Below are 13,513 nucleotides of genomic sequence, written 5' to 3' on the forward strand. Positions count from 1 at the left end.
TTCGGAGCGCTGCAGCAGCACCACGCCGATGAGCGAGATGCAGACGATGATGTGGATGGTGAGCAGAATGCCGAGCAGCATGACGTGGTCCGATGCGTTCGGGCGGTCGCCCGCGCCGAAATGAAGCGCGCGCTCTACCACCGAGAGGATCGCAAGGCCATAGCTAGGGCGTCGCAGTTCGCAGGCAAGCCTATGATTCTCGAAACCGAACGCCTCAGCCTGAGACCCCTGGAGGCCTCCGACGCCGAACTGCTGTTCCCGATCCTCAGCGATCCGGAGGTCATGGCCCACTGGGACGTGCCCGAGATCGACGACCCCGACGTGGTGCGCGAGGTGGTCGAGGGCCAGGTCGCCGACGTGGAGGCCGAGCGCGCTCTTCACTGGACCATCTGGACCCTGGAAGAGGCGGAGTTCCTGGGCGCCTGCGACCTCTCCGACATCGACCGCCGCCACAAGCGCGCCGAGATCGGCTTCATGCTGGGGCGCGGAGCCTGGGGCCAGGGCTATGCGCTGGAGGCGATGCGCGCGGTGATCGCCTTCGCCGCCTCGTCAGGCTTCCGGCGGCTGAGCGCGCGGACCCACTTGGGCAACCTGCGCTCCGACACCCTGCTCCAGAAATTGGGCTTCAAGGAGGAGGGCCTGCTGCGCGGCCACGTGCTGCGTGACGGCGACCGCCGTGACTGCCGGCTGTTTGGCCTCTTGCTTTAGAGCCCCGCGCCCCGATCTGAGACCCATGAGCGAAAACCCGATCACCCTCGCCGGCTTCGACCACATCGTCCTGCGCATCGTCGACAAGCCGCGGATGCTGGCCTTCTACACCGAGGTCCTGGGCTGCGCCGTCGACCGGGACCGACCGGAGTTGGGCCTCACCCATCTGCGCGCCGGCGACGACCTCATAGACATGGTGACCATCGACGGCCGCCTGGGCTCGATGGGCGGCGCCGCGCCGGGTGTCGAGGGCCGCAACCTCGATCACTTCTGCCTGAGGGTGCGCCCCTTCGACGAGGCGGCCATCCGCGCCCACCTCGCGGCGCATGGGGTGAAGATCGTCGACGAGGGCGACCGCTACGGCGCCGACGGCGACGGCCTGTCGCTCTACCTGCTGGATCCCGAGGGCAATACGGTGGAGTTGAAGGGGCCGAGCGCCTAGAGCGCCCGGATGATGCCCAGGAAGTCCTCGGCCTTCAGCGAGGCGCCGCCGACCAGGGCGCCTCCGACCTCCGCCGCGTGCAGGATCTCGGCGGCGTTGGAGGGCTTCACCGACCCGCCATAGAGGATGGGCGGGGTCTTGCCGTGGTCGCCGAAGACCTCGACCAGGGTGGCGCGGATGGCCACATGGACCTCCTCGATCTCGGCGATGGACGGCGTCAGGCCGGTTCCGATGGCCCAGACGGGCTCATAGGCGACCGAAAAGGCCCTGCCCGCCAGTTCGGCGGGGAGCGATCCCCTCACCTGCCCGGTGACGATCTCCAGGGCCTTGCCGGCCTTGCGCTCTTCCAGGGTCTCACCGACGCAGACGATCGGCTCCAGGCCCGCGGCCAGGGCCGCCGCCGTCTTGGCGGCCACCAGGGCGTCGGTCTCGCCGTAACCGGCGCGGCGTTCGGAGTGGCCCAGGATCACCAGGCTGGCCCCAGCGTCGGCCAGCATCGCGGCGGAAATGTCGCCGGTGAAGGCCCCCGAAGCTTCGGCCCGGCAGTCCTGCCCCCCAATGAGCAGCTTGGTCTCCCGAAGCGCCCAGGCCGCCCGCGCGGTCAGCGTGGCAGGCGGGCAGATGGCGACCCGGGCGGTCGTTTCGCCAAGTCCGGCGGCGGTGGCGACCGCCTCGGCCAGCGAGGCCGCGACCCCGTTCATCTTCCAATTGCCGGCGATCAGGGGGGTGGGAGCGGTCATCAAGGCCTCGTTTGCGGATCGTCGCTGGCGCGTTAAGGCAAGCCGGTCTTTCTGTCACGCGCTTGCCGGGGGGAAGCCGCCTCCACTATACCCCCGGGTTCCACGCTTCACGCCGAACAGGCTCAGGTAAGATCAGATGCTCGCCGCCACACGCAAATTCTCGAGGTCCTGGGTCGCCGCCGTGCTGATCGGCCTCCTGGTCGTCAGTTTCCTGATCTTCGGCGTGAACGACGCCTTCAAGGGTAATTTCTCGAACGACGTGATCACGGCGGGCAAGCGCGGCGTCACGGCGGTCGACTTCAAGCGGGAGTTCGACCAGTTCCGCAAGAACGCCGAGCAGCAGATGGGTCAGCCCGTCACGCTTGAGATGGCGATCGAGAACCGGGTCGACACCCGCGTCCTGCAGGAACTGGCGTCCCGCGAGGCGTTCGGCGAGATGATGCGCAAGGCCGGGATCCGGCCGTCCCAGGCCCTGATCGAGAAGGAGATCGGCAAGATCCAGGCCTTCTTCAACCCGATCTCGGGCGCGTTCGACAAGGACCTGTTCCAGCAGCGGCTGGGCGAGGCGAGCCTCACCCCCGACAAGTTCTACCTGATCATGACCGACGAGATCGCCCAGTCCCACACGATCTCGGCCATGGTGAATGGGCTGCGTGTGCCGCGCGCCTACACCGCGCTGGGCGCGGTGTTCAGCATGGAAGCCCGCGACGTCGGCTACTTCCCAATCGATCCGCGCAGCGTCGAGCCGCCCAAGCCGCCCACCGATGCCGAACTCACAGCCTTCATGAAGCAGAACGAGAAGCAGCTCACCCGTCCGGAGCTGCGCGTCCTGACCGTGGTGGCCTTCAGCCCGGCCATGGTCCAAGGCGCCGTCGCTCTCGACGAGGCCGAGGTCCAGAAGCGCTACGAGTTCCGCAAGGACACCATGGCCCAGCCGGAGACCCGTTCGCTGGTCCAGGTCCCGGCCAAGGACGCCGCTGTCGCTCAGTCCGTTGCCGCACGCCTGGCCAAGGGCGAGGATCCCAGCACCATCGCCAAGTCCATGGGCGTCGAGGCCATCGTCTATGTTGACAGGCCCCGCTCGGCCGTGGCCGATCCGCGTGTCGGCCAGGCCGCCTTCACGCTCAAGGCCGGCGAGATCTCCGGCCCGATCCAGGGCGCGCTGGGCTATGCGGTGATCAAGGTGACCAAGGTGACCCCCGGCAAGACGATCTCGCTGGACGAGGTTCGGCCGCAAATCGAGGCCGAGCTGCGCAAGGACGCCGCCTCCGAGAAGGTCTATGCGCTGAGCCAGGCCTATGAGGACGCCCACACCAAGGGTGACAGCCTGCCCGACGCCGCCAAGAAGGCCGGCGTGCCCTCCATGACCATCGGTCCTGTGACCGCCCAGGGCGTGAGCGCACAGGGCCAGCAGATGCAGGGCCTCAGCCCCAAGATCCTGGAAGCGGCCTTCGCCCTGCCGGCTGGCGGGGAGAGCGACATCCAAGAACTCGGCAACGGCGAGTACTTCGCCGTCCGCGTCGAACGGGTCATTCCCCAGTCGATGCCGCCCCTGGCCGAGGTGAAGCCGCAACTGACCCGCGTCTGGATGATGCGCGAGCTGGTCAAGCGCCTGCAGGCCCGCGCCGACGGCTTCGCCGCCCGGGTGCGCAAGGGCGAGAGCCTGGAGGCGGTCGCCACGGCGGCCGGAACCAAGGTCACCCGCGTGGTCGGCCTGGATCGCCAGAACGCCAGCCAGTCGCAGGCCCTGTCGCGCGACGCCCTGGGCAAGGCCTTCGGCGGCAAGCCCGGCGAGGTCTTCGTGGCCGACGATCCGCGCTACGGCGTGGTGGTCGCCAAGCTGGAGGCCGTTCGCGCGCCGTCCGGCCCGACCCTGGCGAGGATCACCGAGGACACCCGTCCGCAGATGAGCATGGGGATCTTCCGCGAGATCGGCGAGTCGGCGCGCCGCGCCGCCCGCGACGAAGTGAAGGTGAAGATCTATCCGGACAAGGCGCGTGCGGCCCTGGGCCTGCCGCCGCTGACCGAGCAAGAGAAAGCCGGCGCCGCCGGCAAGACGGAGCTGGCGAAATGACGATCGAACCTGCGTTTGCGGCCTTTGAGGCGAAATATGCTCAAGGCGCGCCGCAGGTGGTCTGGACCCGCCTGATCGACGATCTGGAGACGCCGGTCTCAGCCTATCTGAAGATCGCTCACGGGCGCCCCTACGCCTTCCTGTTCGAGAGCGTCGAGGGCGGCGCGCACCGGGGCCGCTATTCGGTGATCGCCATGAAGCCCGACCTCGTCTGGAGATGCCGCGGCGACCAGGCCGAGATCGCGGTCGGACCCGACATCGAGGCGGGCCGCTTCCAGTCCCAGGCCGGCGGCGCGCTGGATTCGCTGCGCGACCTCGTGGCCCGTTCGCGGCTGGACCTGCCGGAGGGCCTGCCGCCGATGTCGGCGGGCGTGTTCGGGGCCATCGGCTACGACATGATCCGGCTAGTCGAGCGCCTGCCCAACGTCAATCCCGACCCACTGGACCTGCCCGACGGCCTGATGACGCGGCCCTCGATGGTGGCGATCTTCGACGCCATCGCCCAGGAGATCGTCCTGGTCACCACGGTGCGGCCGTCGGAAATGCCCGCCAAGGCCGCCTATGATGACGCCAAGGCCCGCCTGGGCGAGGTGATGGCCGACCTGCGCGGCTCAGCCCCGCCTCTGGCCGGCGACGGCGTGGCGGAACCCGACCGCTTCACGACCCCGGTGAGCCGGCAGGACTATCACGCCATCGTGGCGCGGGCGAAGGACTACATCCTGGCCGGCGACATCTTCCAGGTCGTGCCCAGCCACCGGTTCCGGGCGCCATTCAGCCTGGACCCGTTCGCGCTCTACAGGTCCCTGCGGCGGACCAACCCCTCGCCGTTCCTGTTCTATCTGAACTTCGGGGATTTCCAGCTCGCGGGCTCGTCCCCTGAGATCCTGGTGCGCCTGCGCGACGGCAAGATCACCATCCGCCCGCTCGCCGGCACGCGGCCTCGCGGCGCCACGCCCGAGGAGGATCGGCGGCTCGAGGCCGAGCTGATCGCCGATCCCAAGGAGCGCGCCGAGCACCTGATGCTGCTGGATCTCGGCCGCAACGACGTCGGCCGGGTGGCGATGCTGACGAGCGCCGGCGCCAACGAGCCGCCACAACCGTCCCGCGGTCCCCGAGTCCGCGTCACGGGCTCGTTCTTCGTCGAACGCTACAGCCACGTCATGCACCTGGTCTCCAACGTCGAGGGCGACGCGCCGGAGGGGCTGGATCCCGTCGACGTGCTGATGGCCGCCCTCCCCGCCGGCACGCTTTCGGGCGCGCCCAAGGTGCGGGCCATGGAGATCATCGACGAGCTGGAGCAGGAAAAGCGCGGCATCGCCTATGCCGGAGCGGTCGGATATTTCGGGGCCGACGGTTCGGTGGACACCTGCATCGTCCTGCGCACCGCCTGCTTCAAGGACGGGACCATGTACGTCCAGGCCGGCGGCGGGGTGGTCGCCGACTCCGACGCCGACGCCGAATACGACGAGACCATGCACAAGGCGCGCGCCCTGCGCAGCGCGGCCGAAGAGGCCTGGCGGTTCGTCTAGCGGGCCTGTTGCACCACGTGCGTCGTGGTGACCGGCGGCGCGACGATCATCGCCGTGGCCAGGGCCAGGGCGGCCGAGGCGGCGAAGGCCGCGGCGCAGAGGGCGGGCCAGACACGCTCGCGCACTTCCGGCCCGTGCAGCAGCCGGCGGGCTCTGGCGATCATCACGGCGTCGAGGGCGGAATCGGGCGGCGGCATGGTCACAACATCCCGCCAACCGCACGCAACCGCAATGCGGGCTCTTGGCGCAGCGCCAAGCCCGGCTTAGAGAACCAATCATGATCCTGGTGATCGATAACTACGACAGCTTCACCTACAACCTGGTTCACTATCTGAACGAGCTGGGCGCGGAGACGCTTGTCTATCGCAACGACGCCCTGACCGTTCAGGAGGCGCTCGGCCTGCGTCCGCAGGGCGTGCTGCTGTCGCCCGGTCCCTGCACCCCCAACGAGGCCGGCATCTGCCTGCCCCTGCTGGGCGCGGCGCCGGAGGACCTGCCGATCCTGGGTGTCTGCCTGGGCCACCAGGCTATTGGCCAGGCCTATGGTGGCGACGTGGTGCGCGCCAAACAGGTGATGCACGGCAAGACCAGCGCCATCAGCCACAACGGCAAGGGCATCTTCAAGGGCCTGCCCGACCCCTTCACGGCCACGCGCTATCACAGCCTGTCGGTCGAGCGCGACACCCTGCCCGCCGAACTGGAAGTGTCCGCCTGGACCGAAGACGGCGAGATCATGGGCTTCGCCCACCGCACGCGGCCGGTCCACGGCGTGCAGTTCCATCCCGAATCCATCGCCACCGAGGGCGGCCACCTGATGCTGGCCAACTTCCTGCAGCTCGCCGGCGTGACGCCGCTGGAAGTCGCCTAGCCCGATGTCGGACGCTTTCAAGCCGTTGCTGGGCCGCCTGGCCGATGGCGGAACCCTCACCGAGGACGACGCTGGCGAGTTCTTCGCCGCCTGCCTGCGCGGCGAGCCGACCCCGGCCCAGGTCGCCGCCGCCGTCACCGCCATGCGGATGCGCGGCGAGACGATCGGCGAGATCACCGCCTGCGCGCGCGCCATGCGCAAGGCCGCGGTGCATCTGGAACTGCCCTATGAGACGATGGACGTCTGCGGCACCGGCGGCGACGGCCTGCATACGCTGAACATCTCCACCGCCGTGGGCTTCGTGGTCGCCGGCGGCGGGATCAAGGTCGCCAAGCACGGCAACCGCGCCCTGTCGTCGAAGTCCGGGGCGGCCGACGTCCTGGCCGAAATGGGCGTCAATATCTCGGCCTCCTCGATCCGCCAGCGCCAGGCCCTGGACGAGGCCGGCATCTGCTTCATGTTCGCCCCGACCCATCACGGCGCCATGCGGCACGTCTCGCCGATCCGCGCGGAGCTGGGCTACCGGACCATCTTCAATCTGCTGGGCCCGCTGACCAATCCGGCCGGGGCCCAGCGTCAGGTCATGGGTGTGTTCGCCGACCGCTGGGTCGAGCCCCTGGCCCGGGTGCTGGGCGCGCTGGGCTCCACCCGCGCCTGGGTCGTCCACGGCGGCGGCATGGACGAGATGACCACCACAGGCGAGACCAGCGTGGCGGAATATCGTGACGGCCAGGTGCGGCTGTTCACCATCACGCCCGAGGCCGTGGGCCTGCCCCGTTCGGCCCTGGCCGACCTCACCGGCGGCTCGCCGGCCGAGAACGCCGTGGCGCTGGGCGAACTGCTGGACGGGGCGAAGACCCCCTATCGCGACATCGTGCTGCTGAACGCCGCCGCGGCCTTCCTGGTCGGTGACCAGGTCGAGACCCTGCGCGACGGCGTGAACCTCGCCGCCGCGGTGATCGACGACGGCCGGGCCAAGGCGACGCTCGCCAAGCTGGTGGCCGTCACCAACATCCCATGAGCGACATCCTCGACAAGATCGCCGCCTACAAGCGCGACGAGGTCGCCGAACGCAAAGGCCTCCGGTCCCCGGCCGATCTGGACGCCGCCGCCAGGGCCGCCTCCCCGCCCCGCGGCTTCCGCGCCGCCCTGGAGCGCCTCCACGCCCCGGGCCGCCTGGCCTTGATCGCCGAGATCAAGAAGGCCTCGCCGTCCAAGGGGCTGATCCGCGAGGACTTCGATCCCCCCGCCCTGGCGCGCGCCTATGAAGCGGGCGGCGCAGCCTGCCTGTCGGTGCTGACGGACGCACCCAGCTTCCAGGGAGCCGATAGCTTCCTGACCGCGGCGCGCGACGCCGTCGCCCTGCCCTCCCTGCGCAAGGAGTTCCTGGTGGATCCCTGGCAGGTGGCCGAGTCGCGCGGTTTCGGCGCCGACGCGATCCTGGTGATCCTGGCCATGGTCGACGACGCGGTGGCCGCCGACCTGATGTCGGAAGCCGCCCGCCTAGGCATGGACGCCCTGGTCGAGGTCCACGACGAAGCCGAGATGGCGCGCGCCGGCGGGCTCGGCGCGACCCTGGTGGGCGTCAACAACCGCGACCTGCGCACCTTCACGGTGGACCTGGCGATCACCGAGCGCCTGGCCGCCGCCGCGCCCAAGGACGCCCTGCTGGTCACCGAGAGCGGCGTCTTCACCCCCGCCGACGCCGAGCGCCTGGAGCGGTGCGGCGCCAAGGCCATGCTGGTGGGCGAGAGCCTGATGCGCCAGGCCGATGTGGCCGCCGCCACCCGGGCCCTGCTCGCTTGATCGGCGCGCGCCGCCGGGTCGCGGCCGCCAAGGCCCGGCAGGCGGGCAAGGCGCTGATCGCGCCCGGCGGCTGGGTGTTCCTGGTCAACGACACCCACGACTTCCTGAGCTGGCAGTTCGGCTTGAAGCGCTGGTCGCGCGCCGAGCGCGACCGGGTCGCCGCTACCCTCGTCGAGCGCCAACGGCTGATCGGCCCCGCGCCCTATCTGATGCTCATCAGTCCCGAGAAGAGCGTCGCCTATCGCGAATGGCTGCCGATGGGCCTGGACCGACTGAAGCTCTCGCGACACCGTCCGGCGCTCGCCCTGACCGCCATGGCTCCCCGCGCAGTCACCTATGTCGCCGATGCCTTCGAACGCCTGAAACGCCTCGGCCTGCTCTATTTCCGGGGCGACACCCACGTGAACTGGCTGGGTGCCTACCACCTCTACCGCATCGCCATCGAGGCTGTGCGCCTGGCCGGGATCGCGACCCATCCGCCCAAGACCTACGGCGAGATGCGCTCCTGGATCGCGGGGATGGAGGGCGACATCTATGTCCAGATCGACGAGGACCAGAAGGCCGAGTTCGAGGCCGAGGCCGCTCTCGGCCGGGCGCGCGGAACCATGCTGGAACTGACGATCGCACTTTCAATCCGCGACGAGGAGGTCAAGGCCCGGACCGTCGAGATTCCGCCGGACTACGCGGAGATCTTCGATGGCCGCGAGCTCATCATCAAGGAGCAGGACGACAAGAGCCTGCCGACCGCCGTGGTGTTCCGCGACTCGACCGCCACACTCAGCATCGACTTCCTGGCCGAGCATTTCTCGCGGTCGGTCTATGTCTGGCACGAGGGCGACGTGGTCGCCGACTTCATCGAGCGAGAACGGCCCGACGTCGTGCTGCACTTCGTGGCCGAGCGATTCCTGGCCGTCTATCCGACAACGCAGCCGCTGAGTCGCCTGCCGCCGAAACCGGCCTGACCGGTCCGCGAAAGGCCTGAAATTTCAAGGATCAAGCCGGTAACTTGACATTAACCGGGAACACCTAGAGAACATTACCAACGTTTGCGCTTTGTTCTCCAAGGGCTCGACTGCCATGCTAACCCGTAAACAGCACGAACTTCTCATGTTCATCCATGAGCGGATCAAGGAAAGCGGCGTCTCGCCGTCCTTCGATGAGATGAAGGAGGCGCTGGACCTGGCGTCCAAGTCCGGCATCCATCGGCTGATCACCGCGCTCGAGGAGCGTGGCTTCCTGCGCCGCCTGCCACACCGGGCCCGCGCCCTGGAGGTGGTGAAGCTGCCGCAGCAGGCGACGACCACGGCCCCGCCCAAGGGCCGCTCCCCCTTCAAGCCGCAACTGGTGGAGGCCGGCCAGGCCGCCCCCATGGTGGCCAACGACACCCGCGACCTGCCCGTCCTGGGCAAGATCGCCGCCGGGACGCCAATCGAGGCGATCCAGCAGGAACGCGACCGCCTCCCCGTCCCCGAGACCATGCTGGGCGCCGGCGAGCACTTCGTGCTCGAGGTGCAGGGCGACTCGATGATCAACGCCGGCATCCTCGACGGCGACTATGTGGTGATCCGCAAGACCGACGCCGCCAATTCCGGCGATATCGTCGTGGCCCTGATCATGGGCGAGGAAGCCACGCTCAAGCGCCTGCGTCGCAAGGGCGCCTCCATCGCGCTGGAGGCCTCGAACCCCGCCTACGAGACGCGGATCTTCGGTCCCGACCAGATTCAGGTCCAGGGCCGGCTGGTCGGCCTCATCCGCCGCTACCACTAAGCGTCCAGGGGCGCTGGCCCCGCAGGTCCTGCGCCCAGACGATCCGCCACCCGCTGGGTTCCCGATAGAGTTCGGCCGACCCACCGCGCGCGAAATCCGCCTGGGTAAGGGTCAGCGCGTTGGGGCAGGCCTGCGCCTCGCCCCGGACCACCACCACCTCGGCCCAGTCGCAAAATACCGGCAGCTTGCGGTCTATGGTCGAGGGCCGCCGGGTCATGATCGCCGCCACTCGGGGCGTCCTAGCGCCCTGACGGGGTGCGCAGGACCAGCGATCGCAGTCATAGCTGCGGTCGCGGATCGCCAGGCCGTCCTCCGCAATCTCCAGGCCACGCCGCCGGGCCCACAGTTCGGCGGCGAACAGCTTGGCGTCGGGACGGAACAGAATGGCGTCGCCGCCTGACCGCACCGCCGCCGTCGATCCGTCGGCGGATATCCACAGATCCGGCGCAGGCGGGCGGGGATAGAGGGCCACGGCCAGGGCGAACGGCAGCCCGACCCAGCGCAGCGGCCCCTTCCAGAGGCACAGCCAGAGGATACCCAGGAACGCCGCCGCCAAGGTCCAGTCCGGCGCGCTGGCGATGGTGAGCTGCGCGCCCGGGAGCGCGGCCGCGGTCGCGGCGATGCGGTTCATGGCGTCGATAGCGAGATCGGCCGCCGAGAGCGGGGCGGCGCCGAGCCCCAACGGGGTCAGGACGGCGCCCACGGCCAGGGCCGGCATCATCAGGAACGAGGAGATCGGCGCGACTAGCAGGTTGGCCGCCAGGCCGAAGGTGGCCACCCGGTTGAAGTGCTGCATGGCGAAGGGTCCGGTGGCCAGTCCCGCCACGAAACTCGCGCCCAGGCTGGCGGCGGTCCAGACGCCGACCGCCTGGACCGCGCGAATCGGCCAGGGGGTGTTGATCTCCTTGACGGCGCGGGGCCAGGCCTCCGCCAGGGCCACCAGCGCCGCGGTCGCGGCGAACGACATCTGGAAGCCGGGCTCCGAGACCGCTTCCGGGTGCAGGATAAGGATGCCGAGGGCCGCGATGGCCAAGGTGCGCAGGCTGATCGCCTGGCGGTCGACCAGGATCGCGCCGAAAGCCGCCGCCGCCGTGATGGCCGCGCGTTGGGCCGGGCTCGGCGCGCCCGACAGCACCAGATAGGCCAGCACCGCGGCGAAACCCGCCAGGGCCGCGACCTTCTTCGAGGAGATGCGCAGCGCCGCCCACGGCCAGGCGGCGATCAGCAATCGCATCAGGGCGAAGGTGAAGCCGCCGACGATGGCCATGTGCAGGCCCGAGATGGAGACGATGTGGGCCAGGCCGGACGCCCGCAGGGCCTCGACCTGTTCGCGGGGGATGAAGGCCTCGTGGCCGGTGACCATGGCCGCCGCCAGGCCGCCGCTTTCCACGCCCATCTCGGCGACGATCTGCCGGGCCAGCGACCAACGCGCGGCGTTGACCCGCATTTCCCAGTCCAGAAGCCAGGGCGGCGGCGCGGCCTCGATCTCGCGGACGGGGGTCAGGGCGAAGCCCACCCCGCCGATCCCGTCGAAGAAAGCGTCGCGGGCGAAGTCGTAGGAGCCGGGACTGGCCGGCGGCGGCGGCGCGTTCAGCATGCCCCTCAGGCGGATGGCGGTCCCGGGCGCAGGCAACGGGTCGTCGTCCTGCAGGGTCACGCGGGCCCGGATCGGCGTCGCCTGGGGCTCCAGGCCGCTGACCCGGATCGGGGCGATCACGACGCGGGGCCCTCCCTGCCCGGGGCTGACCACATCGACCACGAATCCCTCGAGGGTTATGACACCGGTCGCGGCGGGTGTGATCGGCGCGCGGACGGCCTGGGCGCGCAGCTTGCCGGCGGCGAAACCGCCAAGGCCGAAGGCCGTCAGGACCAGCAGGACCGTCAGGGTGCGGCGTGGGCTCCACTGGACCGCAGCGATCAGAAGAGCGGCGGCCGCCAGCGCCAAAAGCGCCACCAGGGTCAGGGGTTCAGCCGGCAGGGCGAGATAGAACGCGGCCCCAGTTCCGAAGGCGACGGGCGTCCAAAGGGTCCAGCGATCGGTCTGGGCGCGCGCCTGATCGGCCACCCATGTTGCGATGCGGCGAAAGCTAGGACCGGCGCGAAACCTCGTGCTAAGACGCGGCGCGCGCTCTCGCGGCGCAACGTCCTGACCCAAGACCTGAGTATCGATGCCCGACCGTCCCGTCGTCACCCGTATCGCCCCCTCGCCCACTGGCGCGATGCATATAGGCACGGCCCGGACGGCGCTTTTCAACTGGCTTTATGCACGTCATACGGGCGGCAAGTTCCTGTTGCGCGTCGAAGACACCGATCGCGAGCGTTCCACCGAGGCCGCCGTCCAGGTGATCTTCGAGGGCATGAAGTGGCTGGGCCTCGACGTCGACGCCGAGCCGGTCTTCCAGTTCGCCCGCGCCGACCGCCACGTCCTGGCCGCCCAGGACCTGCTGGCCGGGGGCCGCGCCTACCGCTGCTACATGAGCGTCGAGGAGACCGCCGCCGAGCGCGAGATCGCCCGCGCCGAAGGCCGGGCCATCCGGTCGCCCTGGCGCGACGCAGAGGCCAATTTCAACGACCGCCCCTATGTGATCCGCTTCAAGGGTCCGCAGGACGGTGAGACCATCGTCCACGACCGGGTGAAGGGCGACGTCTCCTTCAAGAACAAGGACCTCGACGACCTGATCCTGCTGCGCACGGACGGGACGCCCACCTACAACCTGGCCGTCGTGGTCGACGACCACGAGATGGGGATCACCCACGTGATCCGCGGCGACGATCATCTGAATAATGCCGCGCGCCAGACCCTGATCTATGAGGCCCTTGGCTGGGACGTGCCCACCTGGGCCCACCTGCCGATGATCCACGGCCCCGACGGCGCCAAGCTTTCCAAGCGTCACGGCGCCCAGGCGGTCAGCGAATTCGCCGACATGGGCTACCTGCCCGAGGCCATGCGCAACTATTTGGCCCGCCTCGGCTGGGGGCACGGCAATGACGAGCTCTTCTCCGACGAGCAGGCCATCTCCTGGTTCGAGCTCGAGGACGTGGTCGGCGCCCCGGCCCGGCTGGACTGGGACAAGCTCAACCACATCAACAACCACTACCTGCGTCTGGCCGACATCGACCGGCTGGCCGATCTGGCGACCGTTGTCCACAAGAGCCGCGACCTGCACCTGGCGGACGGCGACCGGGCCACCCTGGTCCGCACGATTCCGCTGGTCCGCGACGGCGCCAAGACGACCCTGGAACTGGCCGACGCCACCGTGTTCGCGCTTAGGCGCCGGCCGCTGGAGCTGCCGGAGAAGATCATCGGGCTGCTGACCGACGAGACCCGAGCGCGGATGTCGCGCCTGCGCGATCACCTCGCCACGCAGGATCCCTGGGCGGTTGCGGACCTCGAGGCCGCCCTGCGCGGCTTCGCCGAGGGCGAGGGCGTCGGCCTGGGCAAGATCGGCCCGGCGCTGCGCGGTATGCTGTCGGGCGGAGCCCCGGCGCCTGACCTCGCGGGAGCCTTGGTAAGCCTCGGAAAAGAAGAAAGTTTAAGCCGCCTCGACGATGCGCTTTCACCAGCGGCGTAAGGCGTTA

The 13,513-nt window shown here is 69.5% G+C and carries 13 protein-coding genes; 10 read left to right on the plus strand and 3 right to left on the minus strand.

Annotation, left to right across the window (positions count from 1 at the left end; genetic code table 11):
* Positions 1 to 192 precede the first annotated feature (192 nt).
* Both Q8Q77_RS20065 and Q8Q77_RS20070 read left to right on the plus strand, forming a co-directional pair.
* Positions 193 to 708: a GNAT family N-acetyltransferase gene (locus tag Q8Q77_RS20065; RefSeq protein WP_305585795.1), complete on the plus strand. Its 516-nt coding sequence runs from the start codon at positions 193 to 195 to the stop codon at positions 706 to 708.
* 25 nt (positions 709 to 733) lie between these two features.
* A complete protein-coding gene (locus Q8Q77_RS20070; RefSeq protein ID WP_305585797.1) occupies positions 734 to 1,150 on the plus strand; it encodes a VOC family protein in 417 nt (138 codons plus the stop codon).
* Here the strand turns inward: Q8Q77_RS20070 and tpiA are convergent.
* Positions 1,147 to 1,890: a triose-phosphate isomerase gene (gene tpiA, locus Q8Q77_RS20075; RefSeq protein WP_305585798.1), complete on the minus strand. Its 744-nt coding sequence runs from the start codon at positions 1,888 to 1,890 to the stop codon at positions 1,147 to 1,149. The genes Q8Q77_RS20070 and tpiA overlap by 4 nt on opposite strands.
* A gap of 136 nt (positions 1,891 to 2,026) precedes the next feature.
* Between tpiA and Q8Q77_RS20080 the strand changes: the two genes are divergently transcribed.
* Both Q8Q77_RS20080 and trpE read left to right on the plus strand, forming a co-directional pair.
* Entirely contained in the window at positions 2,027 to 3,964 is a 1,938-nt protein-coding gene (locus Q8Q77_RS20080; protein WP_305585802.1) for a peptidyl-prolyl cis-trans isomerase, read from the plus strand.
* Positions 3,961 to 5,493: an anthranilate synthase component I gene (gene trpE / locus Q8Q77_RS20085; protein ID WP_305585804.1), complete on the plus strand. Its 1,533-nt coding sequence runs from the start codon at positions 3,961 to 3,963 to the stop codon at positions 5,491 to 5,493. The genes Q8Q77_RS20080 and trpE overlap by 4 nt, the downstream gene beginning before the upstream one ends.
* Here trpE and Q8Q77_RS20090 read toward each other — a convergent pair.
* Positions 5,490 to 5,690 (minus strand): hypothetical protein, encoded by a 201-nt coding sequence (locus tag Q8Q77_RS20090; protein WP_305585806.1) that lies wholly within the window; start codon positions 5,688 to 5,690, stop codon positions 5,490 to 5,492. The two genes, trpE and Q8Q77_RS20090, sit on opposite strands and share 4 nt — an antisense overlap.
* Positions 5,691 to 5,770: 80 nt before the next feature.
* On the opposite strand from Q8Q77_RS20090, the gene Q8Q77_RS20095 reads away from it, so the two are divergent.
* From Q8Q77_RS20095 to lexA, 5 genes are all read left to right on the plus strand, one after another.
* Positions 5,771 to 6,361, plus strand: coding sequence for an aminodeoxychorismate/anthranilate synthase component II (locus tag Q8Q77_RS20095; RefSeq protein ID WP_305585809.1), 591 nt, complete (start codon positions 5,771 to 5,773; stop codon positions 6,359 to 6,361).
* A 4-nt stretch (positions 6,362 to 6,365) separates the two neighbouring features.
* The gene (gene trpD / locus Q8Q77_RS20100; RefSeq protein ID WP_305585811.1) at positions 6,366 to 7,382 is read left to right on the plus strand and encodes an anthranilate phosphoribosyltransferase; all 1,017 of its coding nucleotides are present in this window, start codon (positions 6,366 to 6,368) and stop codon (positions 7,380 to 7,382) included.
* A complete protein-coding gene (trpC, locus tag Q8Q77_RS20105) occupies positions 7,379 to 8,167 on the plus strand; it encodes an indole-3-glycerol phosphate synthase TrpC (protein WP_305585812.1) in 789 nt (262 codons plus the stop codon). Before trpD ends, trpC begins: the two co-directional genes overlap by 4 nt.
* Complete coding sequence (locus tag Q8Q77_RS20110; RefSeq protein WP_305585814.1) at positions 8,164 to 9,129, plus strand: hypothetical protein; 966 nt, start codon at positions 8,164 to 8,166, stop codon at positions 9,127 to 9,129. The genes trpC and Q8Q77_RS20110 overlap by 4 nt, the downstream gene beginning before the upstream one ends.
* Positions 9,130 to 9,244: 115 nt before the next feature.
* A complete protein-coding gene (gene lexA / locus Q8Q77_RS20115; RefSeq protein ID WP_305585816.1) occupies positions 9,245 to 9,934 on the plus strand; it encodes a transcriptional repressor LexA in 690 nt (229 codons plus the stop codon).
* Here the strand turns inward: lexA and Q8Q77_RS20120 are convergent.
* A complete protein-coding gene (locus Q8Q77_RS20120; protein ID WP_305585818.1) occupies positions 9,915 to 11,999 on the minus strand; it encodes a ComEC/Rec2 family competence protein in 2,085 nt (694 codons plus the stop codon). The two genes, lexA and Q8Q77_RS20120, sit on opposite strands and share 20 nt — an antisense overlap.
* A 103-nt stretch (positions 12,000 to 12,102) precedes the next feature.
* Here Q8Q77_RS20120 and gltX point away from each other — a divergent pair, with 103 nt between their 5' ends.
* The gene (gltX, locus tag Q8Q77_RS20125; RefSeq protein WP_305585819.1) at positions 12,103 to 13,506 is read left to right on the plus strand and encodes a glutamate--tRNA ligase; all 1,404 of its coding nucleotides are present in this window, start codon (positions 12,103 to 12,105) and stop codon (positions 13,504 to 13,506) included.
* The last annotated feature ends 7 nt before the right edge of the window (positions 13,507 to 13,513 follow it).

This window comes from Phenylobacterium sp. (assembly GCF_030698145.1).
Taxonomy (GTDB): domain Bacteria; phylum Pseudomonadota; class Alphaproteobacteria; order Caulobacterales; family Caulobacteraceae; genus Phenylobacterium.

What these genes read in the sequence shown, in the direction of transcription:
- trpC (WP_305585812.1), top strand. Translation starts at nt 7,379, where the DNA reads ATGAGCGACATCCTCGACAAGATCGCCGCCTACAAGCGCGACGAGGTC.
- Q8Q77_RS20095 (WP_305585809.1), top strand. Translation starts at nt 5,771, where the DNA reads ATGATCCTGGTGATCGATAACTACGACAGCTTCACCTACAACCTGGTT.
- trpD (WP_305585811.1), top strand. Translation starts at nt 6,366, where the DNA reads ATGTCGGACGCTTTCAAGCCGTTGCTGGGCCGCCTGGCCGATGGCGGA.
- trpE (WP_305585804.1), top strand. Translation starts at nt 3,961, where the DNA reads ATGACGATCGAACCTGCGTTTGCGGCCTTTGAGGCGAAATATGCTCAA.
- Q8Q77_RS20070 (WP_305585797.1), top strand. Translation starts at nt 734, where the DNA reads ATGAGCGAAAACCCGATCACCCTCGCCGGCTTCGACCACATCGTCCTG.
- lexA (WP_305585816.1), top strand. Translation starts at nt 9,245, where the DNA reads ATGCTAACCCGTAAACAGCACGAACTTCTCATGTTCATCCATGAGCGG.
- tpiA (WP_305585798.1), bottom strand. Translation starts at nt 1,890, where the DNA reads ATGACCGCTCCCACCCCCCTGATCGCCGGCAATTGGAAGATGAACGGG.
- Q8Q77_RS20090 (WP_305585806.1), bottom strand. Translation starts at nt 5,690, where the DNA reads ATGCCGCCGCCCGATTCCGCCCTCGACGCCGTGATGATCGCCAGAGCC.
- Q8Q77_RS20080 (WP_305585802.1), top strand. Translation starts at nt 2,027, where the DNA reads ATGCTCGCCGCCACACGCAAATTCTCGAGGTCCTGGGTCGCCGCCGTG.
- gltX (WP_305585819.1), top strand. Translation starts at nt 12,103, where the DNA reads ATGCCCGACCGTCCCGTCGTCACCCGTATCGCCCCCTCGCCCACTGGC.
- Q8Q77_RS20065 (WP_305585795.1), top strand. Translation starts at nt 193, where the DNA reads ATGATTCTCGAAACCGAACGCCTCAGCCTGAGACCCCTGGAGGCCTCC.